This is a genomic window from Pseudomonas sp. LD120 (genome assembly GCF_009861525.1).
In the GTDB taxonomy this organism is placed as follows: Bacteria; Pseudomonadota; Gammaproteobacteria; order Pseudomonadales; family Pseudomonadaceae; genus Aquipseudomonas.
Genome location: NZ_WVHL01000006.1, coordinates 79100 through 104563, shown reverse-complemented (window position 1 = coordinate 104563; position 25464 = coordinate 79100). Strand labels below are relative to the sequence as shown.

Here is a 25464-nt window from a genome sequence, read left to right as displayed (position 1 = left end):
ACATCATCAGCGACCTTGAATGGCCTTCCTTGCACTCGGTATTAACCACAAGACTGCTTCTGTAGACGTCCGCGAGCGCGTGGCCTTTACCCCTGAGCAGTTGGTTGAGGCCTTGCAGCAGCTCTGCCGACTCACCGACAGCCGCGAAGCTGCGATCCTCTCCACCTGCAATCGCAGTGAACTCTATGTAGAACAGGATCATCTTTCTGCGGATGTGGTGCTGCGCTGGCTGGCGGACTTTCACCACCTGAGCCTAGACGAGCTTCGTGCCAGTGCCTATGTGCATGAAGATGATGCGGCAGTTCGTCACATGATGCGGGTGGCATCGGGCCTGGATTCGCTGGTGTTGGGTGAGCCGCAGATCCTGGGGCAAATGAAGTCCGCCTACGCCGTGGCTCGCGAGGCCGGCACTGTCGGTCCGTTGCTGGGCCGGCTGTTTCAGGCCACCTTCAGCGCCGCCAAGCAGGTGCGGACCGATACCGCCATTGGCGAGAATCCGGTGTCCGTGGCCTTTGCCGCCGTGAGCCTGGCCAAACAGATTTTCAGCGATCTGCAGCGCAGTCAGGCGTTGCTGATCGGCGCGGGCGAGACCATTACCCTGGTGGCCCGGCACCTGCACGACCTGGGGGTCAAGCGCATCGTAGTGGCCAACCGCACCCTGGAACGGGCCAGCCTTCTGGCGGAGCAGTTCGGCGCTCATGCGGTGCTGCTCTCGGACATCCCCCAAGAGCTGGTACACAGCGATATCGTCATCAGCTCCACCGCCAGCCAGTTGCCGATCCTTGGCAAGGGCGCGGTGGAAAGCGCGCTGAAGCTGCGCAAGCACAAGCCGATTTTCATGGTGGATATTGCCGTTCCCCGGGATATCGAACCTGAAGTCGGCGAGTTGGACGACGTTTACCTCTACACCGTCGATGACCTGCACGAAGTGGTCGCGGAAAATCTCAAGAGCCGCCAGGGCGCCGCTCAGGCCGCCGAGGAGTTGGTGAACGTCGGCGCCGAAGATTTCATGGTGCGCCTGCGGGAATTGGCGGCGGTGGATGTGCTCAAGGCCTATCGCCAACGGAGCGAGCGTCTGCGCGACGAAGAGCTGCAAAAAGCCCTGCGCCTGCTGAGCAATGGTTCCAGCGCCGAGGACGTCCTGGCGCAACTGGCCCGTGGCCTGACTAACAAACTGCTGCACGCGCCGAGCGTGCAGCTGAAAAAGCTGTCCGCCGAAGGCCGCCTCGATGCGCTGGCCATGGCCCAAGAACTCTTTGCCCTCGGTGAGGGCTCTTCGGATAAAACCCCGTAATGAAAGCGTCACTGCTCAGTAAGCTGGACATTCTCCAGGACCGTTTCGAGGAACTGACCGCCCTGCTCGGCGATGCTGAGGTCATTTCCGATCAGGCCAAGTTCCGCGCCTATTCCAAGGAATACGCGGAAGTCGAACCGATCGTTGCCGCCTATAAACAAGTGCTCAAGGTCCAGGCCGACCTCGAAGGCGCCCAGGCGCTGCTCAAGGACAGCGATCCGGACCTGCGGGAAATGGCCGCCGAGGAAGTGCGCGAGGCCAAGGAACAACTGGCCGAGCTGGAAAGCACTCTGCAGCGCATGCTGCTGCCCAAAGACCCTAACGATGGGCGCAACGTGTTCCTGGAGATCCGTGCTGGCACCGGCGGTGACGAGGCGGCGATCTTTTCCGGCGACCTGTTTCGCATGTATTCACGCTATGCCGAACGGCGCGGCTGGCGGCTGGAGATCCTCTCGGAAAACGAGGGTGAGCACGGCGGCTATAAGGAAGTCATTGCCCGGGTCGAAGGCGAGAACGTCTACGGCAAGCTTAAGTTCGAGTCCGGCGCCCACCGTGTGCAGCGGGTACCGGCCACCGAGTCCCAGGGCCGTATCCACACCTCGGCCTGCACCGTGGCGGTGTTGCCGGAGCCGGATGAGCAGGAGGCTATCGAGATCAACCCGGCGGACCTGCGAGTCGACACCTATCGCTCTTCCGGCGCCGGTGGTCAGCACGTGAACAAGACCGACTCGGCGATTCGCATCACCCATATTCCTACGGGGATCGTGGTGGAGTGCCAGGAGGAGCGTTCCCAGCACAAGAACCGAGCGCGGGCCATGTCCTGGCTGTCGGCCAAGCTCAACGACCAGCAGACCAGTGCCGCGGCCAACGCCATTGCCAGCGAGCGCAAGCTGCTGGTGGGGTCGGGGGATCGCTCCGAGCGCATCCGCACCTACAACTTCCCTCAGGGGCGGGTCACCGATCACCGGGTCAACCTGACCCTGTATTCCCTTGACGAAATCCTTGCCGGGGGCGTGGAAGCGGTGATCGAGCCGCTGCTGGCTGAATATCAAGCCGATCAACTTGCGGCATTGGGTGAGTAAATGACCATCATCGCCAGCTTGCTGCGCGCCGCTCAGTTACCTGATTCGCCGACGCCGCGCCTGGATGCTGAACTGCTGCTGGCTGCCGCTTTGGGTAAGTCCCGCAGTTTTCTTCACACCTGGCCGGAGCGCATCGTGCCCAGCGAGGCGGCGCTGCTGTTTGCCGAGTACCTGCAACGCCGCCGTTCCGGCGAGCCGGTGGCCTACATCCTTGGCCAGCAGGGGTTCTGGAAGCTCGATTTGGAGGTGGCGCCGCACACGCTGATCCCGCGTCCGGATACCGAGTTGCTGGTGGAGGCGGCGCTGCAACTGCTGCCCGCGACCCCGGCCAAGGTCCTCGACCTGGGCACCGGCAGCGGTGCCATCGCTCTGGCCCTGGCCAGCGAACGTCCAGCCTGGAAGGTCACGGCCGTGGACCGGGTACTGGAAGCCGTGGCCCTGGCCGAACGCAACCGCCAGCGCTTGCAACTGGACAATGTCACTGTGCTCAACAGTCACTGGTTCAGCGCAGTTGAGTCCCAGCGTTTCCACTTGATCGTCAGCAACCCGCCTTATATTGCCGAGGCCGATCCCCACTTGGCGGCCGGCGACGTGCGCTTCGAGCCGGAAAGTGCCCTGGTGGCGGGCAAGGATGGCCTGGACGATCTGCGCCTGATCGTCGATCAGGCTCCGCAACATCTGGAAGGCGGCGGTTGGCTGATGCTGGAGCACGGTTTCGACCAAGCTGCTGCCGTACGCGAATTGCTGACAGCCCAAGGCTTTATCGAAGTCCACAGCCGCGTTGACCTGGGCGGGCATGAACGCATCAGCCTTGGGTGCCTGCCGTGCTGACCGATCAGGAGCTGTTGCGCTATAGCCGGCAGATTCTGTTGCAGCACGTCGACATCGACGGTCAATTGCGCCTCAAGCAGAGCCGGGTGCTGATTGTCGGCCTCGGCGGTCTGGGTGCCCCTGCTGCCTTGTACCTGGCGGCGGCCGGTGTGGGTGAACTGCACCTGGCAGACTTCGACACCGTGGACCTGACCAACCTGCAGCGTCAGATCATCCATGACAACGCCAGTGTCGGGGTCAGCAAAGTGGATTCGGCCATCGCTCGCTTGTCTGCCCTCAACCCGGATATCCGTCTGGTGCCGCACCGCATAGCACTGGATGAAGACACCTTGGCCGCCGCCGTGGCCGCGGTGGATCTGGTCTTGGATTGCTGCGACAACTTCGGTACCCGTGAGGCGGTGAATGCGGCCTGCATGGCGGCAGGCAAGCCCCTGGTCAGCGGCGCGGCGATTCGCCTTGAAGGGCAATTGTCGGTGTTCGACCCGCGTCGTCCGGAGAGCCCTTGCTACCACTGTTTATATGGGCACGGCAGCGAAGCCGAACTGACCTGCAGCGAAGCTGGAGTCCTGGGTCCACTGGTGGGCACCGTAGGCAGCCTGCAGGCGCTGGAAGCCTTGAAGCTGCTGGCCGGATTCGGCGAGCCGCTGGTGGGCCGGCTGTTGCTGATCGACGCCCTGGGCACGCGCTTTCGCGAGTTGCGGGTCAAGCGTGATCCGGGTTGCAGTGTGTGTGGTGCCCATCGTGAGTGAAGCGCCGATCGGCGTGTTCGACTCCGGCGTCGGCGGTCTGTCGGTGCTGGCGGAAATTCAACAACGGCTGCCCCATGAGTCGCTGCTGTACGTCGGTGACTGTGGCCATATTCCTTATGGTGAAAAGACCCCCGCGTTCATCCGTCAGCGCTGCAGTCTGATGGCGCGTTTTTTTCGTGAGCAAGGCGCCAAGGCGCTGGTTCTGGCGTGTAATACCGCAACCGTGGCTGGGGTGGCTGATTTGCGTCGGGACTACCCGGACTGGCCCATCGTCGGCATGGAGCCTGCGGTCAAACCGGCTGCCGCTGCCACTCGCAGTGGCGTGGTCGGGGTGCTGGCCACCACCGGCACCTTGCAGAGTGCCAAGTTCGCCGCCTTGCTCGACCGCTTTGCCACTGACGTCAAGGTCGTCACCCAGCCTTGCCCGGGCCTGGTGGAGATGATCGAAAACGGCGATCTGCGCAGCAACGCTCTGCGTCAGTTGTTGCACGGGTATGTCGAGCCGCTGCTGGCTGCCGGTTGTGACACGATCATTCTGGGCTGTACCCACTATCCGTTTCTCAAGCCGCTGTTGCTGCAGATGGTGCCCGCCTCCACTAGCCTGATCGACACCGGTGCGGCGGTCGCCCGGCAGTTGCAGCGTTTGCTGGATGAGAGTGGTCTGCGTGCCCGAGGCGCCTCGCGTGAAGCCCTGTTCTGGACCAGTGGCGACGTTTCTCACTTTGCCCGGACGCTCCCGCTGTTGTTGCAACAAACGGGCAGTGTTCAGCGTTTCGAGTACTGAAAGAAGCGCAAGTGCTGGTTGTCGTGGCTAAACTTCTGCGCCTGCGCGGACTTCTATAACCTGTCCACAAGGTTGTACAAAACCCTACAAAACTGTTGAAAAGGATGTTCCTGATGAAGCGACTGTTCTGTCTGGCTGCGCTTGCGGCCGCGTTGTTGGGTCACAGTTTTTCCGCACAGGCGGCGGGTGTCGAATTTTCCCTGGGGCAAACTGGCGATTCCACCCAGACTTATCGGTTAGGCCTGCAGTTCGATTGGGACAGGAGCTGGTTGCAAAGCGATCTCGGTCGCCTGACCGGCTACTGGAGCGGTGCCTACACCTACTGGGATGGCGACAAGAGGTCGAGCAACCACAGCCTGTCGTTCTCGCCGGTGCTGGTCTACGAGTTCGCGGGTAACCGAATCAAACCCTACATCGAAGCGGGGATCGGGGTGGCGGCCTTTGCCCACACCGAGGTTGAACACAACAAGCTGGGGTCGTCCTTCCAGTTCGAGGACCGCCTGGGGCTTGGCCTGCGCTTCGCCGGCGGGCATGAAGTGGGCATCCGCGCCACCCATTACTCCAACGCCGGTATCCAGACCCCCAACGACGGTATCGAAAGTTACGCTCTGCATTACACGATGCCGCTGTAAGGCCGGCTCAGCGATACGCCGTGGTGATGCCCTGGCGTTCGCTCAGGCAATCGGCTTCACCCAACTCGAACTCGCGACAGATCAAGGGGCGTCGCTCATAGATGCTGCAACGCATGGTGTCGCGGTCCAGGGCTGCGCACCAGCCGTCATCCAGGCGACGCATCACTTCTCCGCCCCAATCGTCGCTGTCGATAAAGCGCTCGGGCACTCCGGTGTCGGTGATCAACATGACTTCCAACTGACAGCAGCAGGCGGCGCAGGTCGAGCAACTGACGGCCGGTTCGGAGATGGCGGTAACGGGAATGATGGTCATAGGCGCGCAGTGTAAGGCAGCGGGCCCAGGCTGTGTGAAAGCCCTGACAAACGCTCAGTCCTGAGCCGCCGGTTTAGGTTCTTCAGCTGCCTGGCGTGCGACAACATGCAGCAGCGGTAGCAGCATTCCCCAAAGCACGCCCATCCCGATCAGGGTTGGCCACTGGCCGTAGCCGAAGGTCACTCCGGCCAACTGCGCTCCGGCGTAGTAGGACAGTGGGCCGAACAGCGCGCCCAAGGCTGCGGCCACCCACCAGGGATGCGCGGTCCAGGCCAGGCAATGGCGCAGGGTGGTTCCCAGCAAGGGCCAGAGTAGCATCAGCCAGAGCGGGATCAGCAGGCTCACCTGCTTGAACTGAAACACCCCCAGCCAATGCAGAAAACTGTCCAGGGTGATACCGATCAGGGTGATGCCGACGATCATCCGGCCTTCATCGGCCCAACTGCCGATCCACTTGAAATGCGCCACCAGGATCATGGCTCCCAGCAGCAGCCACGGGCTGTCTCCACCTAGCACACAGGTGAACCAGCCCAATTGGAACAGCAGGGCATTGGCCAGTTGTTTACGCATCGAAGCGGCCCAGCAGCGGTTGCGGCACCGCCGAGGGTTTGGCCAGTAGCAGTTGTGCGGTGCCAATGGCGCGTTCCAGAAAGCCCCCTTCGCAGTAGCACAGATAGAACTCCCACAAACGCAGGAAATATTCGTCGTAGCCCAGTTCGTTCAGGCGGCTGTGAGCCCGCCGGAAGTTCTCGTGCCACTGCCGCAGGGTGCGAGCGTAGTGCAGGCCGAAGTCCTCCATGTGCACAAGGTTCATGTCGGTGTCGCGGCTGACCACTTCGAGCATTTTGTGCATGCAGGGCAGGGCGCCGCCGGGGAAGATGTAGCGTTGGATGAAGTCCACGCCATTCTTCGCCTGCTCATACCGCTGGTCGCGGATGGTGATGGCCTGCAGCAGCATCAGGCCGTTGCTTTTGAGCAGCTGCGCGCACTGCTTGAAGTAGGTGGGCAGGAAGCGGTGGCCCACGGCTTCGATCATCTCGATCGATACCAGTTTGTCGTACTGTCCGGTCAGGTCGCGATAGTCCTCCAGCAGCAAGGTGACTCGGTCTTGCAGACCCGCCGCCTCAATGCGTTGTCGGGTAAAGGCGAACTGTTCTTTGGACAGCGTAGTGGTGGTGACTCGGCAGCCGTAATGTTGCGCCGCATACAGAGCCATGCTGCCCCAGCCGGTACCGATTTCCAGCAGGTGATCCTCAGGCTTGAGGGCAAGCTTCTGGCAGATGCGCTCCAGCTTGTTCAACTGGGCTTGCTCCAGGTTGTCGTCGTCGCTGCGAAACTGCGCCGCGGAATACATCATCGTCGGGTCGAGAAACTGCTCGAACAGCTCATTGCCGAGGTCGTAGTGGGCGGCGATATTTTTCTGCGAGCCCTTGCGGGTATTGCGATTGAGCCAGTGCAGGCCGCGGACCAACGGCCGTCCGAGTTTCGCCAGGCCGCCTTCCATCGCGTCCAGTACCTCAAGGTTGCTGACAAATACCCGGACCACCGCGGTCAGGTCCGGAGTGCTCCAGTAGCCGTGGATAAAGGCTTCGCCGGCCCCGATCGAGCCACTGCTGGCCACCAGGCCCCAGGCGCTGCTGTCGTGGATGTGGATTTCCCCAAGCAGGGGGGCGCCGCGGTTGCCGAATACCAGTCGCTCGCCGTCTTCGATGATCGCCAGTTGTCCGTGCTTGAGTTGCGTCAGTTGCCGCAGCACGCCACGGCGCAGCAGGCCGGCGGTGAGGCTGTGGGTGCTGAGCAGGGAAGTCTTGGCCGATACGCTAGAGGATTTCATGGCGGCGATCCTTGGGTTGTACAGCAGCTGTGCGATAGGCGCCTTCGGCGGCCTCATGGGGGAAAAATCTGATGCCTTTGCCGGCCAGGCGCAGGGCTTGCCAGTAGATCGCCAGGCAGGTCTTGGCGGTCATCCAGGGGAAGCGTCGCAAGTACCGATGCAGGCTACGGCGATCCAGGGCCTGGCGTTGCAGGCTGAGCGTGGCGTCGAACACCTTGAGCTCGTCCTGCCAGTCGGCCATGTGGACGCCCAGGCGTTCGGCGGGCGGGCTGAAGCTCATGCGGTACTGCAGGTCTCGGGGCAGGAACGGTGATACGTGAAAGGCCTTGGCCACGGCGAAGTGTTGGTGTTCCGGGCTTTCGCCGGTGTCGGGGCGGGCTGGCAAGACATAGTGATAGCGCTCGCGCCAGGGCGTGTTGGTGACCTCGCAGAGAATCGCCGCCAGTTGCCCATCGGCCTCAAAGCAGTAGAAGAAGCTCACCGGATTGAACGCCAGGCCCCAACTGCGTACTTGGGTCAGCAGGCGCACCGCGCCGCTTGGCGTATGGCCGATGGCCTCGGTCACTTGCTGGCGCACTGCATCGATCAGGCGCATGCCTTGGCCGGTAAAGGCTTTCAGGTAGTCGCTCTCGCGAAAGGAAAAGGCGGCGAAGCGGCTGTGGCCCGCCAGGGGCGAAAGTCCGAGTACTGCCTCCTGTTCGTCCAGGTCCAGGTACAGCAGGCCGATCTGGTAGCGAAAGGCATGCCCCTTGGGGACGAAGCGCCGGTGGCTGATCCAGCCGCTGTACAGGGCGCTGTTCACAGCTGCTCTCCAAAGGACTGGGCCACACGCAGAGCACTGACCACACCGTCTTCATGGAAACCATTGGCCCAGTAGGCGCCACAGTAGAAGCTGTGCTGAGCGCCTTGCAGCTCGCTCCAGCGCGCTTGCGCCGCGACCGCGCCGAGGCTGTATTGCGGATGCGCGTAGGTGTAGCGGGCCAGGATCTGCGCCGGGTCGATGGCCTCGGTCTGGTTGAGGCTGACGCAGAATGTCGTGTCGCTCTCCAGGCCCTGGAGAATGTTCATGTCGTAGGTCACGGCGGCGGCTTTTTCACCCGTGCTGTCCAGGCGGTAGTTCCAGCTGGCCCAGGCCAGGCGCCGGCGCGGTAGCAGTCGGGTATCGGTGTGCAGTACCACATCGTTGTCGGCGTAGGGCAGGGCCTGGAGAATTTCCTGTTCAGCGCGGCTGGGGCTGGCCAGCAATTGCAGGGCCTGGTTGCTGTGACAGGCGAACACCACTTTGTCGAAACGCTCACTGCCCGTCGCGCTGTGGATTACCACGCCGTGCTCGTCGCGCTCAACCCGTTGCACCGGGCAGTCGAGACGGATGTGCTGGCGGAACGAGGCCGTCAGCGGCTCGATGTAGCGGCTTGAACCGCCTTCGATCACACACCACTGCGGACGGTTGTTCACTGAAAGCAAACCGTGGTTCTTGAAGAAGCGGACAAAAAACTGCAGGGGAAAGCCGAGCATCTGCACCCGTGACATCGACCAGATCGCCGAGCCCATGGGCACGATGTAGTGCTGGATGAAGCGTTCGCCGTAGCCTTGGCTCTTCAGGTAATCGCCCAGGGTGGTGTCGGCGGCGATCCGCTGTTGCTGCAAGTCGAGCAGCGCGGCCTTGTTGAAGCGCAAGATGTCTCGCAGCATGCCCCAGAACCCGGGCGACAGCAGATTGCGCCGCTGGGCGAACAGGCTGTTGAGGTTGTTGCCGTTGTATTCCAGGCCCGAGGCCGGATCGCACACTGAAAAACTCATTTCGGTGGCCTTGAACTTGACCCCAATCTGCCCCAGCAGGCGGATGAAGTTGGGGTAGGTCCAGTCGTTGAAGACAATGAACCCGGTGTCCACGGCGTGGCGTTCGCCGTTCAGGCTGACGTCCACGGTATGGGTATGTCCGCCGATCCAACTGCCGGCCTCGTAGACCTGGATCTCATGGCGGCGGTTAAGGACATAGGCGCAGGTCAGGCCGGCGATGCCGCTGCCGATGATGGCGATTTTCACGATGCGTTCCCCGTGCGGGCCATGCGCTTGGCGATGGCCAGTTGCAAGCGGCCAGGCAGCCAGGACAGCAGCTTGAGGCCGAAGATGAACGGGGCCGGGAAAGCGATCTCCAGGTCCCGGTGCGCCAGGCGTTTGTGGATATGTTGTGCGGCCCTGGCGGCGGACCAGCTCATGGGCATGGGAAAGTCGTTGCGTGCGGTCAGCGGGGTGTCGACGAACCCCGGGCTGACCACCGTCACATCGAGGCCTTCGGCGGCCAGGTCGATGCGCAAGGATTGCAGCAGGTAACGCAGCGCCGCCTTGGATGCACCGTAGGCACCGGCCCGAGGCAGCGCCAGGTAGGTCACGGAACTGGCCACGCCCACCAGATGTGGACGATTGCCTGCGCGCAACAAGGGCAGCGCCGCCTCGATGCAGTGGCTGGCGGACAACAGATTGCTGTTCAATACCCGTTCGATCAGCGTGGCGTCGAACTGCTCCACGTCGATGTATTCACAGGTGCCGGCGTTGAGGATGGCGGTGTCCAGGGCGCCCCAGGCCTGAGCGATGCGCTTGCCGATTTCGCGTACTTGCAAGGCGTCGGTCAGGTCTCCGGGCGCCACCAGGACACGGCCTGGATAACGCAGGGCCAGTGCTTCCAGGGGCTCCCGGGAGCGCGCGCTGACGGCCACTTGGGCGCCGGCCTTGAGCAACTCTTCGGCCAGCGCCGCACCGATCCCGCTGCTGGCGCCGGTGAGCCAGACTCGCCGTGGCATTGCAGGTTTCATCCGAGTCTCCTTTTTAGCCAGGCGATCACGGATCCAAGGACCGGTACGTGTTCGTAGAGCAAGGCCCCAGCGTCGAAGTAGTCGCGGTGGCGGTAAACCTTGCCCTCGCGCCAGTGCAGGTGCGAGCAGCCGGGCACGCGGATCATCTGGCCGCCCTTGAGACGGGGGTGGCGATAGCTCATGGTCCAGCGCAAATAGCCCTGGCCCTCGACGCTGCAGTCGGCGCCGTGGAAGTCAAAACGCAGCTCGCTGACGTTGGCGTACAGCTCGGCAAAATACTCCTGCAAGCGTGGCAGCCCGCGGACTTCATGCAGCGGGTCGGTGAACTGGATGTCGTCGCTGTAGAGACGGTCCAAGCGGTGCAGGCTGTGCTTGTCGAGAGTGGCGAAATCGCGGGCGAATTGTTCGAGGTAGTCACTCATCTGAGCCGCCTCCTTCTGCCCGCGAAGGCAGCGCCTTGAACGCCGCCAGGGCACGATCGCGGGACATAGACAGGTTGACGATGGGCGCCGGGTAGTCGGCGACACCGAACAGCCCACCCATGGCTGCCGGGTTGTGCACTTGTTTTTTGTTCAGCCCCGCCAGTTGCGGCAGCCAGTGCTTGATGAAGCGCCCTTCGGCGTCGAAGCGTTCGGACTGGCTGAGCGGGTTGAAAATGCGGAAGTAGGGCGCCGCGTCGGTGCCGGTGGATGCGCTCCACTGCCAGCCGCCGTTGTTCGCTGCCAGATCGCCATCGATCAGGTGACGCATGAAGAAACGCTCGCCCTCGCGCCAGTCAATCAACAGGTTTTTGGTCAGGAACATGGCCACCACCATCCGCAGACGATTGTGCATCCAGCCGGTTTCGAGCAACTGGCGCATGGCCGCGTCGATGATCGGCAAACCGGTGCGCGCTTCTTGCCAGGCCGCCAGTTCGTCGGGGGCGTCGCGCCAGGCTACGGCTTCGGTTTCCGGGCGGAAGGCCCGGTGTCGCGACACCCGTGGGTAGCCGACGAGGATGTGTTTGTAGAATTCGCGCCACAGCAGCTCGTTGATCCAGGTCACCGCCCCGGGATTGCCGCTTTCGAATTCCCCCTGATTGCAACGCAGCGCGGCGTGCAGGCACTGCCGGGGCGAGATCACCCCGGCGGCGAGGTAGGGCGAAAGCTGGCTGGTGCCTGGCTTGGCCGGAAAGTCACGTTGGCTCTGGTAGTCGTTGATGTGCTCATCGGTGAACTGTTCGAGGCGTCTCAGGGCTTCGTCTTCACCGGCGGGCCAGAGGTCGCGCAGGGTCTGGGAGGGCACCGGAAAACCGTCGATGTGACGGGGTACGGGGTCGGTGCTGATCGGCATGGCGGTCTGCGCCTTGGGCGTGCTCACCAGCGCTGGCAATGCACTGTGCAGGCGGCTGTAGCAGACCTTGCGGAACTGGCTGAAGACCTGGAAGTAGCTGCCGCTCTTGGTCAGCACGCTGCCCGGCTGGAACAGCAACTGGTCAAGGTGGCTCTGAACGCTGATATCAGCGTCCTCCAGCACTCGGGTCACGGCGGCATCGCGCCGGCTCTCGTGGACGCCGTATTCCTCATTGAAATGCAGCATTCGCACTGACAATTGCCGGCACAGTTCCAGCAGTACTTGTGGCGCTTGATCCCAGGTGCTGGCGCTGCGGATCAGCAGCGCAATGTTCAGTTGCCCCAGCGCGCGGCTCAGGGCGTGCAGATTGCGCAGCCAGAAGTCGACTTTGCACGGTGCATCATCATGGGCCAGCCACTGCTCCGGGCTCAGCAGGTACACCGCCACGGTCGGGCCGCGTTGCACTGCGGCGCTCAGTGCGGTGTTGTCGTGTAGGCGCAGGTCGCTGCGCAGCCAGATCAATTGCATGCTGATTCCCGGATTAGATAATGCCTCGCTGAAACAGTGCCTGGTGGGCCGCGAGCGGGTCCTGGGCCAGGTACAGATCAGCGATGCGTGTGATACATACGGACCACTGAGCGGGGTGGATGCACACCGCGGGTCCGGCGATGAATTTTTTGCAGTCAATGCCGCTGAGCAGCTTGGGCAGGTGCTCGGGATTCAGGGCTTTGCTGGAGTACAGCAACAGGCCGCGGGCCTGCAGGCGCTCGATGGCCAGGGCCAGTTCGGCGCCGGGTAGCGGCCAGTCGAATACTTCCACCGGACAATCGGCACTGCTGGCCAACCAGGCGGTCAGCCACAGCTGGGGCTCCAGGGGCAGATCCGAATGATTGACCAGCAGCAGCGGGGCACCGGGCAGTTGACGATTGTTGTGGTAGATCCGCGCACCGAGTTTGCTGCGCAGCCAGGAGTAGAAAAACACCTGTTCCATCTGGCTGCCGAACTGGCCCTGCCATTGCAGTTCCAGTTCCGCCAGCAGGGGCATCAGCAGTTGTTCGCAAAGCGTGCGTGGCGGGTACAGCGCCATGGCCTGGTTGAAGGTGTCATCGACCTTGCGCTCGGCCAGTTGAGTGATAGCGCTACGCAGGGTCTGACGCAGGCGCTGCCAGTCATTCTCGGCGGGTTTGCTCAAGGGGGGCGCGCTGCCCAGCAGGTGTTTGACCTGGCTCACGGCAACGCCGCGATTGAGCCAAGTGAGAATGGTCAGGATCTCTTGCACCTGCTCCTGGGAAAACAGTCGGTGTCCCTTGGGGGTGCGCAGGGGCACGATTAGCCCGTAACGGCGCTCCCAGGCCCGCAGGGTCACAGCGTTGACTCCGGTTTGGCGCGCCACTTCACGAATGGGCAGCCAGCCTTCAGCCAGCGCCCGCTGGTACTGGGCACTGTTGTCATCGGCCGCTTGGGTGGGCTGTGTCATGGCTTAGATCGCATTGCGCAGGCTGAGATTTTCCGGGTGCGGCTGCAGGTACAACTGCTGAGCAATGTAAGGATCTGGGTGCTGGCGGAAGTGATGCTTGAGCAGCGTCAATGGCACGACCAGCGGCACGATACCGTGGCGGTACTGGCCAATGACCTGCTGCACTTCCTGTTTGTCTGCGGCGCTGATGGCTTGTTTGAGGTAGCCGCTCAGGTGCTGCAGCACATTGCTGTGGGTGCCACGGGTGGCGCATTTGCTCAGCGCCGCCATCAGCTCACTGAAGTAGCGTGGGCCGATTTGTGCGGGGTCGCCTTTGCCCATGCTGCCCAGCAGGTTGCCCAGTGTTTTGTACTGCACAGGGTGATGGGCCATCAGCAGGTACTTGCAGCGCGAGTGGAAGTCGGTCAGAGCGCGGCGAGTCAGGCCTTGTTTGAGCAACGCCTGCCAATCGCGATAGACGTAGACACGGGTCAGGAAGTTTTCCCGTAGCACGGGATCGTTCAATCGCCCGGCTTCCTCCACCGGCAGGTTGGGGTGTCGCTCGCAGAATGCCTGAGCGTAGATGCCCCGGCCGCCTTGCCTGTGGGGCATGCCGTTGGCCTGATAGACCTTGACCCGTTCAAGTCCACAAGACGGTGAGTTTTGCATGAAGATGTAGCCACAGATATCGTCCACCTGGGCCGCCATGCGCTCGCCATATTCCGCCAGAGGCTGAGTCACATCCACAGACGCATCCACTGTACCCACGGCCCGTGGTTGCTCGGGTTCGCCGACCAGCCGGATTGGCTCGCGAGGTGTGCCCATGCCGATGGCCACTTCCGGGCACAGAGGCAGGAAGTCGAAGTGCTCGCTGAGCACCCGACTGCACAGGCGCGATTCCTTGTGTCCACCGTTGTAGCGGACCTCGACGCCCATTAAGCAGGCGCTGATGGCAATTTTCGGTTTGGTGGACATGGTTTAACCTCCGGGGTACCTGTACAAAAACATGTTCGTTGTACAACTTGTCTTCATCATAGAATTAAAGTTGTACAAGTCAAATTATTTGTATAGGTATGGCCCCGGCAGGTATGTCGGGCTACTGCCAGCCCATGCGCCAGTCACTGTCGTTTTGCAAAGTCTGCCAGCTCAGGCGCTGGCAGCGACGGGTGAGGACTGCCTGTAACTCGATGTCCAACACGGTGCCTTCCTCATCGCAGAACAACTCGGTGACCAGGAAGTGTTTCTCGCGATTTTGCGGGTGCGTCGCCGTCCATTTCGACAGCAGCAGTTTGCGTGGGTTGAGGCGATTCACTGCAGGCTCTCGTGTAGCCGGCGCGCCGCTTCCTGGCCACTGAGCCAAGCCCCTTCAACGCGTCCGGACAGGCACCAGTCGCCGCACACATACAGGCCCAGATCGACATCGGCCAAAGCGCCCCATTCATGGCTGGTGGCCGGGCGGGCATAGAGCCAGCGATGAGCCAGGCTAAAGGTGGGCGCGGGCATGACGCTATGCAGCAACTCGGCGAAGGCGCCGTGCAAGTGTTCGATCACGGCCTCTTTGGACAGGTCGATGTGTTGGCGGCTCCAGGCACTGGAAGCGTGCAGCACCCAGGTGTCGAGGTGGCTGTCGCGTCCCGGTTTGCTGCGGTTGCGGGCCAGCCAGTCCAGTGGGCTGTCCTGCACGAAACAGCCTTCCATCGGGGTTTCCAGGGGGGTATCGAAAGCCAGGGCGACGGCCCAGGTCGGGTCCATTTTCACTCCGGCAGCAACCCCGGCCAGCTTCGGTGCTGCGGCCAGCAGCGCAGTCGCTTGCGGTGCCGGCGTGGCGATCACCACATGGCTGAAGGGACCATGATTGGCGCCCTCGGCATCCTGCAGGTGCCAGTGTTGTTCGCCGCGGAAGACTTCGGTGATGCGGCAGGCAAAGTGCACTTGCAGGTCACCGATCAAAGCGCGGGTGATGGCGCTCATGCGCGGAGTGCCGACCCAGCGGGTCTGTTCATCCGGAGAGGAACTGAGCTGTCCGCCCTGAGAGTTATAGAGCTGTGGCGTCCATTCGGCGACCCAGCCCTTGGCTTGCCAACGCTGGACTTCGGTGACGAAACGACGGTCGCGAGCGGTAAAGTACTGGGCTCCCAAGTCCAGGCTGCCGGCATCGCTGCGTTTGCTCGACATACGTCCGCCGCTGCCGCGGCTTTTATCGAACAGTTGAACGGTGTGCCCGGCATCTCGAAGCGCCTGGGCGGCGGAGAGTCCGGCGATGCCGGTACCAATGATTGCGATGGGTACTGTCATAGGGGCCTCGTTTACCTTTCTGTACAGATTACGCCGCCGCCAAAACCTGTACAATATTGTTTTTTGGTATAGCTTTCGGCGTGCTCGGTCGTGCTGGTTGTCTATGGTTGAAACTCAGCCTGTCCGATTGAAAAGATCCCTGCTTTTAAAAATAGACTAGTGATTCGGGTAAAACGCCACGCGAGGAAGATGTCATGCATATATTGCTGACCGGCGGTACTGGTTTGATCGGGCGTGCGCTGTGCCGGTATTGGCAGGGCCAGGGTCACCAGTTGAGTGTATGGACTCGTCGCCCTGATCAAGTCGCAGCCCTTTGTGGTCCGCAGGTACGGGCGATCAAGACGCTGCAAGAGTTGGACCAGACACCGGTGGATGCGGTGATCAATCTGGCGGGTGCGCCGATTGCCGATCGGCCTTGGACTCACAAGCGCAAGGCGCTTTTGTGGAGCAGTCGGATTACCCTCAGCGAAACCCTGCTGGCCTGGCTTGAAACGCTTGAGCACAAGCCGCGAGTGCTGGTTTCAGGGTCGGCGGTGGGCTGGTACGGCGACGGCGGTGAGCGAGAGTTGACTGAGGAGTCGCCTCCGGTCAGCGAGGATTTCGCCAGCCAGCTGTGTATTGCCTGGGAAGAAACCGCCCTGCGTGCCGAAGCCCTGGGCATACGGGTGGTACTGGTACGCACGGGCTTGGTGCTGTCCGCCGACGGCGGTTTTTTGTCGCGTCTGTTGCTGCCCTTCAAGCTGGGGCTGGGTGGGCCTATTGGTAATGGTCGGCAGTGGATGCCATGGATTCACATCAACGACCAAATCGCCTTGATTGATTTTCTTGTGCATCAGGATGAGGCGCGGGGTCCCTATAATGCCTGCGCGCCGAATCCGCTGCGCAACCGCGAGTTCGCCAGGAGCCTGGGGCGGGTACTGCACCGGCCAGCGCTGATTCCGCTGCCGGCGTTTTTCTTGCGTTTGGCGTTGGGAGAGTTGTCGTTGTTATTACTGGGGGGCCAGCGTGCCGTTCCCGCGCGTTTGCTGGAGGCAGGTTTCACTTTCCAGTTCACTGATTTGCCCGCGGCCCTGGACGATCTGTCCAGCCGCCTTTGAATAGGACGTTGCATGACCGATCACGCATTGCTTCTGGTCAATCTTGGTTCGCCGGCTTCCACCTCGGTGGCGGATGTGCGCAGCTACCTCAATCAATTTCTGATGGACCCCTATGTCATTGACCTGCCGTGGCCGGTGCGGCGCTTGCTGGTGTCGCTGATCCTGATCAAGCGCCCGGAGCAGTCCGCCCATGCCTATGCCTCGATCTGGTGGGAAGACGGCTCACCTCTGGTGGTGCTCAGTCGTCGCCTGCAGCAAGTGATGAGCGAGCAATGGAAGCAGGGCCCGGTGGAGCTGGCGATGCGTTACGGCGAGCCATCCATCAAGTCGGCGCTGCTCAAGCTGGTGGCTCAGGGGCAGAAAAAAATCACCCTGGCGCCGCTTTATCCACAGTTCGCCGACAGCACCGTGACCACTGTGATCGAGGAGGCCAAGCGGGTGGTGCGCGAGCACCAGCTGGATGTGCAATTCAGCGTGCTGCAACCCTTCTATGATCAGCCTGAATACATCGAAGCCCTGGCGAGCAGTGCCAAGCCCTATCTGGCTCAAGAGCATGATCACCTGCTGCTCAGCTTCCATGGTCTGCCAGAGCGTCATCTGACCAAGCTGGATCCCACCGGTCAGCATTGCTTCAAGGATGCCGACTGCTGCCGCAATGCTTCGCCAGCGGTGTTGGCCACTTGTTACCGCGCCCAATGCATGCGCACCGCATCGGCGTTGGCCGAGCAACTGGGGTTGGCGGACGGTACATGGTCGGTGTCGTTTCAGTCGCGGCTGGGGCGGGCCAAATGGATCGAGCCCTACACGGAAGCGCGGCTTGATGAGTTGGCCAAGCAGGGGGTGAAGAAGGTCATGGTGATGTGCCCGGCATTTGTCGCCGATTGCATCGAGACCCTCGAAGAGATTGGTGATCGCGGTCGCGAGCAGTTTCGCGAAGCAGGAGGGGAGGATCTGGTATTGATTCCATGCCTGAATGACGACCCGCAATGGGCCAAGGCCTTGAATACGTTGTGCGCGCGGGCGCCGCTGGCGTTGTAACAGCTTCGCCGGCAACCCGGCTCCTAAAGGAGAGGGTGTGCCGGCGAATGTCTCTTTAGGTCAGAGGCTCATCACTGTTTTTGTTCTTCCAGCCGTCGTTGCCCGGTAGCACCAGGTTCAGCACGATGGCTACGACCGCGCACAGGGCGATGCCCTTGAGGCCGAAGTCATCCGGGCCGGTGCCGGTGCCTACCAGCACACCGCCGATGCCGAATACCAGGGTCACCGAAACGATCACCAGATTGCGGGCTTCGCCCAGATCGATCTTGTGACGGATCAGGGTGTTCATGCCTACCGCAGCAATCGAACCGAACAGCAAGCACAGAATCCCGCCCATCACCGGGACCGGAATGCTTTGCAGCAGCGCGCCGAACTTGCCGATAAAAGCCAGGGTGATGGCGAATACCGCCGCCCAGGTCATGATTTTCGGGTTGTAGTTCTTGGTCAGCATCACCGCGCCGGTGACTTCGGCGTACGTGGTGTTGGGCGGGCCGCCAAACAGGCCGGCGGTGGTGGTGGCGATGCCGTCACCGAGCAAAGTGCGATGCAGGCCGGGCTTTTTCAGGTAGTCACGACCGGTCACGCTGCCCACGGCAATCACCCCGCCAATGTGCTCAATGGCCGGCGCCAGGGCCACCGGGACAATGAACAAGATGGCCTGCCAGTTGAACTCCGGTGCAGTGAAGTGCGGCAGCGCCAACCAGGGCGCTGCGGCAATTTTCGCGGTGTCCACCACGCCGAAGTAGAAAGACAGGGCAAAGCCCACCAGCACCCCGGAGATGATCGGCACCAGGCGGAAGATGCCTTTGCCGAACACCGCGACAATCAGCGTGGTGAGCAGTGCCGGCATGGAGATCATCATCGCCGTCTGGTAATGAATCAGCTCGCTGCCGTCACCGGCCTTGCCCATGGCCATGTTGGCGGCGATGGGGGCCATCGCCAGACCGATGGAAATGATCACCGGACCAATGACCACCGGCGGCAGCAGGCGATCGATGAAGCCGGTGCCCTTGATCTTTACCGCCAGGCCGAGAAAGGTGTAGACGAAGCCTGCCGCCATTACCCCGCCCATGGTCGCGGCAAGGCCGAACTGGTCCTTGGCGAGAATGATCGGGGTGATGAAGGCAAAGCTCGAGGCCAGGAATACTGGTACTTGACGCCCGGTCACTATCTGGAACAGCAGAGTCCCAAGACCCGCGGTGAACAGCGCCACGTTCGGGTCAAGGCCGGTAATCAGCGGCATCAACACCAGGGCGCCAAAGGCCACGAAAAGCATCTGTGCGCCAGACAGCATCTGGCGCCAGAGCGGATCGTTGAACTCATCCTGCATCATCAGGAGTCCTTCTGCTTGGTGCCGAAGATCTTGTCACCGGCATCACCCAGACCTGGAATGATGTAGCCATGTTCGTTGAGTTTCTGATCGATGGAGGCGGTGTAGATGGTCACGTCCGGGTGTGCTTGTTCCACGGCGGCGATGCCTTCCGGGGCGGCCACCAGGACCATGGCGCGGATATCGCGGCAGCCGGCTTTCTTCAACAGGTCGATGGTGGCGACCATGGAGCTGCCGGTGGCCAGCATCGGGTCGATGATCATCGCCAGGCGCTCGTCGATTTCCGGTACCAGCTTTTCCAGGTAGGTGTGGGCCTGCAGGGTTTCTTCATTGCGGGCCACGCCCACGGCGCTGACCTTGGCACCCGGGATCAGGCTCAGTACGCCTTCGAGCATGCCGATCCCGGCGCGCAGGATCGGCACCACGGTAATCTTCTTGCCAGCGATCTTCTCGACCTGGACAGGGCCGCACCAGCCCGGAATTTCATAGGTTTCCAGGGGCAGGTCTTTGGTGGCTTCGTACGTCAGCAGGGCACCGACTTCCTGAGCGAGCTCGCGAAAGTTCTTCGTGCTAATGTCTGCGCGGCGCATAAGGCCAAGTTTGTGTCGGATCAGCGGATGGCGGATCTCACGGATGGGCATAGGGAAAGGCTCCGGCGGCGGGCAAAAAAAACGGCCTAGATTAATCTATCCGAGGTTGTTGTCCTATAGACATAAAGCACGTTAGTCCAGAAACGCTTGATCTGGCCGAGCCGGATGCGTACCTTTGCCCGCTTTTCCGAAACTGCCACCCCCTTGGAGAGCGCCATGTCCGCTGATCTCGAGCATATCCGTCAAATCATGCGCGAGGCTGACTGCCTGTACACCGAAGCTGAAGTCGAGGCAGCCATTGCCCGGGTCGGTGCACAAATCACCGAAGAACTGGCTGAGCGCAATCCGGTGGTGTTCTGTGTCATGAACGGCGGTCTGATCTTTGCCGGCAAACTGTTGACCCACTTGCGGTTCCCCCTGGAAGCCTCCTACCTGCACGCCACGCGCTATCGCAACGAAACCAGCGGTGGCGAGCTGTTCTGGAAGTCCAAGCCGGAAGTCTCCTTTATTGACCGCGACGTGCTGATCATCGATGACATTCTCGATGAAGGTCACACCCTGGGCGCCATCATCGACTTCTGTAAACACGCCGGTGCCCGGGCGGTACACACTGCGGTGCTGATCGATAAGGAACACGATCGCAAGGCCCGTCCTGATTTGAAAGCCGACTACATGGGCCTGCCTTGCGTTGACCGTTATGTCTTCGGTTATGGCATGGACTACAAGGGCTACTGGCGTAACGCCGCTGGCATCTATGCCGTGAAGGGGATGTAAGACATGTCCGGGCCGAGCTTTCTCGATCAAGCGTTGTTCAGCGAGCTGGCTGAGAAAGCTGTGGCCAACCCTCGTGGTCGTCAGCATCACAACTTCCATGCCATGGAAGAGCCTTGCCATCGCATGGCGGTGGGGCTGCAGCCGGCAACCTATATTCCCCCGCACCGCCATTTGAGCGCCGACAAGGCCGAGACCCTGCTGGTGCTCAAGGGGCGCCTTGGCGTACTGATTTTCGATGAACAAGGCCAGGTGTTGGACAAGCGAGTGCTGCAGGCCGGCGGCGATTGCGTGGGTGTCGATCTGCCGGCCGGGGTCTTCCATGGTCTGGTGGTGCTTGAGCCCGACAGCCTGATGTTCGAATGCAAGGCCGGGCCTTACCGTCCGGTGGGCAAGGGCGAACAGGCCAGTTGGGCGCCTCGGGAAGGCGAGCCGGGAGTGGCGCAATACCAAGCCTGGATGCGTGCGCAATTCGACTGATTGTGTTCCCCCGTTTGTCGTATCCGCAGGCTGCGGCAGGCGCCTCAGACGGCGGTGCAGGATCTGCAGCAAAAACCCGTGCTAGAGTGCTCAGCCCTTGATTGGAGCCTGTCATGAGCCTGTTGATTCGCACTAGCGCGGCCCTTCTGCTGAGTTTGAGCCTGCCTCTGGCCGCTGCTCCAGCCCCTCTACACGTGCAGTTTCTGCCGCCTGACGACCTGGCTCTGCGCAACTCCGTGCCTGAACAGCAACAACTGTTGCAGGTCACCGAGTACTCGGTGGTGATCGGCAGCCAGCGCCAGTCCAATCAACAGCCGATTCCGGTGACCTCCTCGGTGTGGCTGCGGCTCAAGGGCAAGCCGTTGAACAAGGGGGCTACGATCACTCAAGTGCTGGTGAGTTTCGATGGCGAAAGCAAAAGCCTGAAAAAACCGCAGTACGATGCCAAGACCCGAACCTTGAGTCTGTATTACCCCCTGGCTCAATACCGCGCGGTGATGGACCTGCTGCGTAACAACACCGTGTACTGCCAATTTCTCAGCTACGCCAATGGTCATGTCTGGGCTGACTTGCACACCGGGAGCGTGCGTCCGCGTTGAGGCAGGAGGTGGGCTGAGGGTAAACTGCCCGCCCCGTGAAATGTCTGCGAGCTGGAGTCGGCGATGCGTAAAGATAAGAAACAAGTGATTGGTGACGAGATCGGTGATGAGCAGATCAAGTTGTTCCTCGATTTTGAACCGGTCGACGCCACTTCGCCGTCCCTGCACAAACTGATCAAGGCCTATCGTGGCCTGCGTATCGACGACTTCGAGCGTTTCCTGACCTTCTTCGTCGAAGCCGGTCTGGACCTGGACGGCAAGGATGAGCGCGGCCAGACCTTCGTCGACCTGATCAAGGATCAGCGCAACGCCGCTGACTATATCGAACTGATGGACAACGCCCGCGGCTGACCCGCTCAAAAGGCATAAAAAAACGCCCCGTCCTTTAATAGGCCGGGGCGTTTTTCATGGGCGTCAGATCATGCGCAGCTTTCGGTTTCCTTGCTGGGCTCGACCAGCTCCAGGCTCAGGTTATTTTCGCTGTTGATCTTGTGGTACAGGGCGGCATCGGTTTCCAGGACCTTTTCCCGCGCAGGGAAAATTTCCTTGAGCTTGCCGGCCCATTCACCTTTGGCCTTGGCCGGGAAGCAGCGTTCGATCAGTTCCAGCATGATCGACACGGTCACCGAGGCGCCTGGAGAGGCTCCGAGCAGGGCGGCCAGAGAGCCGTCCTTGGCTGCTACCAGTTCGGTGCCGAACTGCAGAATGCCGCCTTTCTTCGGGTCTTTCTTGATGATCTGCACCCGTTGGCCGGCCACTTCCAGGCGCCAGTCTTCGGCCTTGGCCTGCGGGTAGAAGCGGCGCAGGGATTCCAGGCGCTGTTCCATGGACTGCATGACTTCGCTGACCAGGTATTTGGTCAGGTCCATGTTGTCCCGGGCCACGGCCAGCATCGGGCCGATGTTGCCGGCGCGAACTGACATTGGCAGGTCGAGGAACGAACCGTGCTTGAGGAACTTGGTGGTGAAGCCGGCATAGGGTCCGAACAGCAGGGACTTCTTGCCATCGACCACACGGGTGTCCAAGTGCGGCACCGACATCGGCGGCGAGCCCACGGCGGCCTGGCTGTAGACCTTGGCCTGGTGCTGCTTGACCACTTCCGGGTTGTCGCAACGCAGCCATTGGCCGCTGACCGGGAAGCCGCCGAAGCCTTTGCTTTCTTCAATGCCGGAAGCCTGCAGCAGTGGTAGGGCCGCGCCACCTGCGCCAAGGAACACGAACTTGGCGTCGACCTCGCGGCTGTTGCCGCTGTTGACATCCTTGATGCTCACGGTCCAACCATTGTCCTTGTTGCGTTTCAGGCCGGTCACGCGCTTGCAGTACTTGACCTGGGCATCAGGAGCGCTGGTCAGGTGCTTGAGCAACTGGTTGGTCAAGGCCCCGAAGTTGACGTCGGTGCCGTTGATCACTCGGGTCGCGGCGATGGTTTCATCCGCTGGGCGGCCCGGCATCATCAGCGGCATCCACTCAGCCATCTTGGCCTTGTCCTCGGTGTATTCCATGTCCGCGAACGCATGGTGCTGGCTCAGCACTTCAAAGCGTTTCTTGAGGAAGGAAACACCCTTGTCACCTTGCACAAAGCTCAGGTGCGGCACTGGGCTGATGAAGGATCTGCACGAGCCGAACGTGCCTTTCTTGGTCAGGTAGGACCAGAACTGCTTCGACACCTCAAACTGGGTGTTGATGTGCACGGCTTTCTTGATATCAATGCTGCCATCGGCGGCTTGTGGCGTGTAGTTCAGCTCACAAAGGCCGGCGTGGCCGGTACCGGCGTTGTTCCACGGGTTGGAACTCTCCGCGGCACCCGAATCCATCAGCTCGACGACTTCCAGCTTGATCGCAGGGTCGAGCTCCTTGAGCAGTACGGCGAGGGTGGCACTCATGATGCCGGCCCCAACCAATACGACGTCTACTGCTTCGTTATGCGCCATTAACGCGTCTCCAAAATCTGCAGCACCAAATTGACGGCATAGCTGCCAGGAGTTACGGGGCGGTTCACGTGATGCCCCAGGTCACCCATGGCCAGAATCGCCATGTCCGAATTTTCGCAATTTTTTGCAACTACTACGGACGCTGCCAACCGGGCCTTAAGGTGCATATGAACGCATCTTGGGGCGCCTCGGGCAATTCGACTTATGGTCGATACATCCGTTCGTGCAACCAAATCCGTCAGCGGACAGGCTTCAAACTCCAGTTCTTGAGGAGCGCTCGGTCCTGTGTAATCGGGCTGTTGTAGAGGCTAATGGTGCCAGTTCAGACGCAAAACTATTCATTTGCTCGCCACACTCTTGTGAAGTTGTGAAAACCCGTTTTTTCACGCTCTTTTGAAGACGTGAACCTCAAAAAAGGGCTGCCTCGGCTTGGCACCTGGCCCGAGCGGTGATGCCGGCATACAGGTATGCGAGCACAACGGGCAAACAGCTTCAGTGTCCGAGCAACGGCAGCTCTGCAGATTCGCGAAAAGTGGAGGTTTGCAAGGTTGACAGCAAGCACGCCAGCTTCACTCGATCTGTGTGGGCGGCTCTCTGTGGGCGGTGCGGGGTGCCAACGCAGTGGCGTTGGCGGTACTGCGAGGCCCGATCAGGAGACGTCCTTATAATCGGGGGGAGATTGTAACGAAGAAATGCGCAGAAATGATCCTGTTTCGCGACTTTTATTAGGCTTTTGGTCAGGTGGCCAGTATCGGTTGTACCGATGGCAGGGCGCAGCGTGGGGCGATCCGAGCACTGATGGGTAGCGGCTTGTGCAGCCAGTTCAAGCGAATTTCTTCGATTTCCACCCAGCCGTCGCCCACTGGAGGCGTCTGGCAATGCTTGAAGGCCCGGCAGTGGCCCTGGCTGTCCAACAGGGCGAAGCTGCGAAACGGCTGACGCGCAGTGAACAGGGAGCGAAGGAAGTTCATGACCAAGCACCTGATTGTGTCATTGATGATAAGACTGCCCTTGAGCTGTTACATCATGATGTATTGCGAGTGAACGGCAGGTTACAGGAACCCGGTTGTACGGCACCTGTCTGAGGGCTGATTAACTCTTGCCTGACGCTGGTTCGTCGCGGTTGTGCACCGCTATACTGCCGGCCTGTTTGTGCCTGATTCCTGGAGAAATGAGCATGTTGCAACGCCTGTTGTTCGGTTTGATCACTGTGACTAGCCTGTCGCTGGTGGGGTGCGCCCACAGCCCGCAACAACTCAGCCCGGAGCCGAAGCTCATGACCCAGCTGGCGCCCGTTGGTCATGGCCAGCCAGTGGTGGTGAGGGTGGTTGATGGGCGTTCATCGCCTGTCTTGGGGACCCGTGGCGGCCTGTACCCGGAAACCAGCGCCATCACCGTGCAGGGTGCGCAGATCTTGCCGAAGCTGCAGGCTCAGGCAGAAGCCGCGGTGCGCTTGCTGGGGTTCACCCCGACCGCTGGCGGCTCCAATGCTCCACAGTTGACCGTGACCCTGGCCGAGCTCAAGTACCAGTCGCCGAAAGAGGGGCTGTACGTAACCGAGGCCACCATTGGTGCCACCTTCCGTTCCGATGTGCAGAACGCCAACCGTCGCTACAGCGGCCGTTACGGTGCTTCCCTGGATCAGCGTTTCGGTATGGCACCGAATCAGGAAACCAACACCAAGCTGGTGGGCGATGTTCTGAGCGACGCGCTGACCCGGCTGTTCAAGGATCCGACCGTCGGTCAGATCCTCGGCGAGTAAGCCACTGCCGCGGGCCTGGGCCTGCGCACCGGCAACATGAAAAAAGCCCGGCTGCCGATCAGGCCGCCGGGCTTTTCTTTTTCAGCGACGCTTGTCAGGCGGCTTCGACGTAGAAGTCCAGCATGCTGACCCCGGTCAGCAGATCGGTCTCCGGCAGGTCTGCGTGTTGATGCCCGCCCAGGGCGCAGTACACCAGCCAATGCCGGTCTTGAACATTGAAGGCCAGGGCGTCTACCAGCGCTTGCTGTTCTTCACTGGGGGCGATCAGGTACAAGCGATCCTGGTTTTCTGCGTGCAGCATGACAAGCTCCGTGGGTCATCAAGGGGCGACAGAGTGGCGTGTTTAGATGACGAAAAGATGACGCTTGAAATAAGCGGATTCGCTGTCGTTACTGGTCGGAAAGCTGCACGCCCCGCGCTGGGGATTGAGTAGAATCCGTGCCTCGGGCGT

Annotated in this window: 29 protein-coding genes and 1 pseudogene; 13 read left to right on the top strand and 17 right to left on the bottom strand. The window is 61.3% G+C overall.

Annotation, left to right across the window (positions count from 1 at the left end; genetic code table 11):
• Window positions 1-19 precede the first annotated feature (19 nt).
• The 6 genes from hemA to PLD_RS29715 all read left to right on the top strand — a co-directional run bounded on the left by hemA (window position 20) and on the right by PLD_RS29715 (window position 5372).
• Entirely contained in the window at window positions 20-1294 is a 1275-nt protein-coding gene (gene hemA / locus PLD_RS29740; protein ID WP_159898327.1) for a glutamyl-tRNA reductase, read from the top strand.
• Window positions 1294-2376 carry a peptide chain release factor 1 gene (gene prfA, locus PLD_RS29735; protein WP_159898326.1) on the top strand — a complete coding sequence of 361 codons (1083 nt, stop codon included), beginning with the start codon at window positions 1294-1296 and terminating at the stop codon, window positions 2374-2376. The genes hemA and prfA overlap by 1 nt, the downstream gene beginning before the upstream one ends.
• Complete coding sequence (prmC, locus tag PLD_RS29730; protein WP_159898325.1) at window positions 2377-3207, top strand: peptide chain release factor N(5)-glutamine methyltransferase; 831 nt, start codon at window positions 2377-2379, stop codon at window positions 3205-3207.
• Window positions 3201-3956, top strand: a complete 756-nt coding sequence (locus tag PLD_RS29725) for a molybdopterin-synthase adenylyltransferase MoeB (protein WP_159898324.1) — start codon at window positions 3201-3203, stop codon at window positions 3954-3956. The genes prmC and PLD_RS29725 overlap by 7 nt, the downstream gene beginning before the upstream one ends.
• Window positions 3949-4740 carry a glutamate racemase gene (gene murI / locus PLD_RS29720; RefSeq protein ID WP_159898323.1) on the top strand — a complete coding sequence of 264 codons (792 nt, stop codon included), beginning with the start codon at window positions 3949-3951 and terminating at the stop codon, window positions 4738-4740. The genes PLD_RS29725 and murI overlap by 8 nt, the downstream gene beginning before the upstream one ends.
• A 113-nt stretch (window positions 4741-4853) precedes the next feature.
• Entirely contained in the window at window positions 4854-5372 is a 519-nt protein-coding gene (locus tag PLD_RS29715) for an acyloxyacyl hydrolase (protein ID WP_159898322.1), read from the top strand.
• Window positions 5373-5379: 7 nt separating this feature from the next.
• On the opposite strand, the gene PLD_RS29710 is transcribed toward PLD_RS29715, so the two are convergent.
• The 12 genes and pseudogenes from PLD_RS29710 to PLD_RS29655 all read right to left on the bottom strand — a co-directional run bounded on the left by PLD_RS29710 (window position 5380) and on the right by PLD_RS29655 (window position 15415).
• The gene (locus PLD_RS29710) at window positions 5380-5685 is read right to left on the bottom strand and encodes a YkgJ family cysteine cluster protein (RefSeq protein WP_159898321.1); all 306 of its coding nucleotides are present in this window, start codon (window positions 5683-5685) and stop codon (window positions 5380-5382) included.
• 54 nt (window positions 5686-5739) lie between these two features.
• Window positions 5740-6255: a DUF2878 domain-containing protein gene (locus PLD_RS29705; protein ID WP_159898320.1), complete on the bottom strand. Its 516-nt coding sequence runs from the start codon at window positions 6253-6255 to the stop codon at window positions 5740-5742.
• Window positions 6248-7519, bottom strand: coding sequence for a cyclopropane-fatty-acyl-phospholipid synthase family protein (locus PLD_RS29700; RefSeq protein ID WP_159898319.1), 1272 nt, complete (start codon window positions 7517-7519; stop codon window positions 6248-6250). Before PLD_RS29700 ends, PLD_RS29705 begins: the two co-directional genes overlap by 8 nt.
• Window positions 7506-8321: a DUF1365 domain-containing protein gene (locus tag PLD_RS29695; RefSeq protein WP_159898318.1), complete on the bottom strand. Its 816-nt coding sequence runs from the start codon at window positions 8319-8321 to the stop codon at window positions 7506-7508. Before PLD_RS29695 ends, PLD_RS29700 begins: the two co-directional genes overlap by 14 nt.
• A complete protein-coding gene (locus PLD_RS29690) occupies window positions 8318-9565 on the bottom strand; it encodes an NAD(P)/FAD-dependent oxidoreductase (RefSeq protein ID WP_159898317.1) in 1248 nt (415 codons plus the stop codon). Before PLD_RS29690 ends, PLD_RS29695 begins: the two co-directional genes overlap by 4 nt.
• Window positions 9566-9756: 191 nt before the next feature.
• Window positions 9757-10320 (bottom strand): annotated as a pseudogene (locus PLD_RS29685) (SDR family NAD(P)-dependent oxidoreductase); the annotation flags it as partial.
• A gap of 8 nt (window positions 10321-10328) precedes the next feature.
• Window positions 10329-10754, bottom strand: coding sequence for a nuclear transport factor 2 family protein (locus tag PLD_RS29680; RefSeq protein WP_159898315.1), 426 nt, complete (start codon window positions 10752-10754; stop codon window positions 10329-10331).
• Window positions 10747-12192: a deoxyribodipyrimidine photo-lyase gene (phrB, locus tag PLD_RS29675; protein WP_159898314.1), complete on the bottom strand. Its 1446-nt coding sequence runs from the start codon at window positions 12190-12192 to the stop codon at window positions 10747-10749. The genes PLD_RS29680 and phrB overlap by 8 nt, the downstream gene beginning before the upstream one ends.
• A gap of 13 nt (window positions 12193-12205) precedes the next feature.
• A complete protein-coding gene (locus tag PLD_RS29670; RefSeq protein WP_159898313.1) occupies window positions 12206-13141 on the bottom strand; it encodes a MerR family transcriptional regulator in 936 nt (311 codons plus the stop codon).
• Between the two features lie 3 nt (window positions 13142-13144).
• Complete coding sequence (locus PLD_RS29665; RefSeq protein WP_159898312.1) at window positions 13145-14095, bottom strand: DUF523 and DUF1722 domain-containing protein; 951 nt, start codon at window positions 14093-14095, stop codon at window positions 13145-13147.
• Between the two features lie 121 nt (window positions 14096-14216).
• A complete protein-coding gene (locus tag PLD_RS29660; protein WP_159898311.1) occupies window positions 14217-14432 on the bottom strand; it encodes a TIGR02450 family Trp-rich protein in 216 nt (71 codons plus the stop codon).
• A complete protein-coding gene (locus PLD_RS29655) occupies window positions 14429-15415 on the bottom strand; it encodes an NAD(P)/FAD-dependent oxidoreductase (protein WP_159898310.1) in 987 nt (328 codons plus the stop codon). Before PLD_RS29655 ends, PLD_RS29660 begins: the two co-directional genes overlap by 4 nt.
• A 194-nt stretch (window positions 15416-15609) precedes the next feature.
• Here PLD_RS29655 and PLD_RS29650 point away from each other — a divergent pair, with 194 nt between their 5' ends.
• Together PLD_RS29650 and hemH are read left to right on the top strand one after the other, a co-directional pair.
• Window positions 15610-16512, top strand: a complete 903-nt coding sequence (locus PLD_RS29650; protein WP_159898309.1) for a TIGR01777 family oxidoreductase — start codon at window positions 15610-15612, stop codon at window positions 16510-16512.
• Window positions 16513-16524: 12 nt separating this feature from the next.
• Window positions 16525-17550 (top strand): ferrochelatase, encoded by a 1026-nt coding sequence (gene hemH, locus PLD_RS29645; protein ID WP_159898308.1) that lies wholly within the window; start codon window positions 16525-16527, stop codon window positions 17548-17550.
• A gap of 55 nt (window positions 17551-17605) precedes the next feature.
• Here hemH and PLD_RS29640 read toward each other — a convergent pair whose 3' ends face one another.
• Window positions 17606-18880, bottom strand: a complete 1275-nt coding sequence (locus tag PLD_RS29640) for a uracil-xanthine permease family protein (RefSeq protein WP_159898440.1) — start codon at window positions 18878-18880, stop codon at window positions 17606-17608.
• 2 nt (window positions 18881-18882) lie between these two features.
• Entirely contained in the window at window positions 18883-19521 is a 639-nt protein-coding gene (gene upp / locus PLD_RS29635; protein ID WP_159898307.1) for a uracil phosphoribosyltransferase, read from the bottom strand.
• Between the two features lie 165 nt (window positions 19522-19686).
• On the opposite strand from upp, the gene PLD_RS29630 reads away from it, so the two are divergent.
• From PLD_RS29630 to PLD_RS29615, 4 genes are all read left to right on the top strand, one after another.
• A complete protein-coding gene (locus tag PLD_RS29630) occupies window positions 19687-20244 on the top strand; it encodes a hypoxanthine-guanine phosphoribosyltransferase (protein ID WP_047285504.1) in 558 nt (185 codons plus the stop codon).
• Between the two features lie 3 nt (window positions 20245-20247).
• On the top strand, window positions 20248-20721 hold the full coding sequence (locus PLD_RS29625) for a WbuC family cupin fold metalloprotein (RefSeq protein ID WP_159898306.1): 474 nt from the start codon (window positions 20248-20250) through the stop codon (window positions 20719-20721).
• Between the two features lie 113 nt (window positions 20722-20834).
• Entirely contained in the window at window positions 20835-21320 is a 486-nt protein-coding gene (locus PLD_RS29620) for a hypothetical protein (RefSeq protein ID WP_159898305.1), read from the top strand.
• Window positions 21321-21383: 63 nt separating this feature from the next.
• Complete coding sequence (locus PLD_RS29615; protein WP_159898304.1) at window positions 21384-21671, top strand: PA4642 family protein; 288 nt, start codon at window positions 21384-21386, stop codon at window positions 21669-21671.
• Between the two features lie 68 nt (window positions 21672-21739).
• Here the strand turns inward: PLD_RS29615 and mqo are convergent, their stop codons facing one another.
• Together mqo and PLD_RS29600 are read right to left on the bottom strand one after the other, a co-directional pair.
• On the bottom strand, window positions 21740-23251 hold the full coding sequence (mqo, locus tag PLD_RS29610; protein ID WP_159898303.1) for a malate dehydrogenase (quinone): 1512 nt from the start codon (window positions 23249-23251) through the stop codon (window positions 21740-21742).
• Window positions 23252-23988: 737 nt separating this feature from the next.
• Window positions 23989-24222: a hypothetical protein gene (locus PLD_RS29600; protein WP_159898301.1), complete on the bottom strand. Its 234-nt coding sequence runs from the start codon at window positions 24220-24222 to the stop codon at window positions 23989-23991.
• Between the two features lie 206 nt (window positions 24223-24428).
• Between PLD_RS29600 and PLD_RS29595 the strand changes: the two genes are divergently transcribed.
• On the top strand, window positions 24429-25013 hold the full coding sequence (locus PLD_RS29595) for a YajG family lipoprotein (protein WP_159898300.1): 585 nt from the start codon (window positions 24429-24431) through the stop codon (window positions 25011-25013).
• Between the two features lie 94 nt (window positions 25014-25107).
• On the opposite strand, the gene PLD_RS29590 is transcribed toward PLD_RS29595, so the two are convergent.
• On the bottom strand, window positions 25108-25314 hold the full coding sequence (locus PLD_RS29590; protein WP_159898299.1) for a hypothetical protein: 207 nt from the start codon (window positions 25312-25314) through the stop codon (window positions 25108-25110).
• Window positions 25315-25464 lie beyond the last annotated feature (150 nt).